Here is a 1,042-nt window from a genome sequence, read left to right on the forward strand (position 1 = left end):
GTCGCGAACCGTTGCTGGCACGTCGGGAAAAGCTGCTCGAACTCGTCGGCACCGCTAAAGGCGTGATCCAGTACAGCCACCATGTGCATGGCGGCGGGGCTGACTTTTATGCCGCGGTTGATCGGATGGGCCTAGAGGGCATGGTGTCGAAGCGGCCGGACAGCGTCTATCGGTCAGGCGATACCGAAGCCTGGCGGAAAACGAAATGCTACGAGGAAGTCGACTTTGAGGTTGCAGGCGTGCAGCGCAAGCCGGGATCGGCTCCACTCGCTTTGATGGTAACCCGCGATGCGGAACGTCGCTATGTCGGCTCGGCAAACATCGCTCTGACCAAAGCCATGCGAGAACACCTCTATGCCAAGGTGCAAGAGGGGAAAGGCACGCCCCCCAAAGGCGCGGACAAGCCCGACGCTGAATGGATCAAACCTGGCCTCGTCGGCCGCGTGAAGACCCTTAAGCGCGAGGACAAGCTGCGCCATGCGACATTGCGGGCGATCCGAGAGGCGAAGCCATGACGCCCGAGCCGCTCAACTCCCCTGTGGCAATCGAACCCACTGGCGAACGCGCAGCCTTGAAGCTCGTCCGAATGGCTATGGAGCAGGTATGCCCTGCCGGCGTGCTGCCATCTGAAGAAGCCATCCTGGGCCTCTACGGCCCCGAACCGATCCACGAAGGCGAAGCTCTGGCCAAGGCGATCATTGAGACCGTCGAGCGTCTGACGAAGCAAGCCCGCCGCTGAAGGACACAGACAGCGACGGGCCTTGCACCAGAGCTTGGACTTGAGGAGGGGACATCTCAACCAAGCACATTTCCAACTTCGATTGAGGATGCATGTTCCACCCCTGCGAGAAAGATTTAACGCTGCCGACGTCTGACGAAGTGGGCCCGTCACTGTGTTGAGGGAAATCAGTGACGGGCCTCTGCTCGGGTGTTTCAAGGAGCTATCCTTACCAAGCACATCCCGAACGTTTGATTGCGGATGCATGTTCCTCAGGGCGGGCAAAAAGTTTACGACCCCCTTGGCAATCAACCGACATTGGCC

General features: G+C 59.8%; 1 protein-coding gene and 1 pseudogene. Both read left to right on the forward strand.

Annotated features, from left to right (window positions below):
* Positions 1–515, forward strand: a pseudogene (locus EOD15_RS36115) (hypothetical protein); the annotation flags it as partial.
* Complete coding sequence (locus tag EOD15_RS34710; protein ID WP_127321676.1) at positions 512–739, forward strand: hypothetical protein; 228 nt, start codon at positions 512–514, stop codon at positions 737–739. The pseudogene EOD15_RS36115 and the gene EOD15_RS34710, both read left to right, overlap by 4 nt.
* Positions 740–1,042: the final 303 nt, after the last annotated feature.

Origin of the sequence: Mesorhizobium sp. M7A.T.Ca.US.000.02.2.1 (genome assembly GCF_003996995.1) — a bacterium.
Classification (GTDB): Bacteria; Pseudomonadota; Alphaproteobacteria; order Rhizobiales; family Rhizobiaceae; genus Mesorhizobium.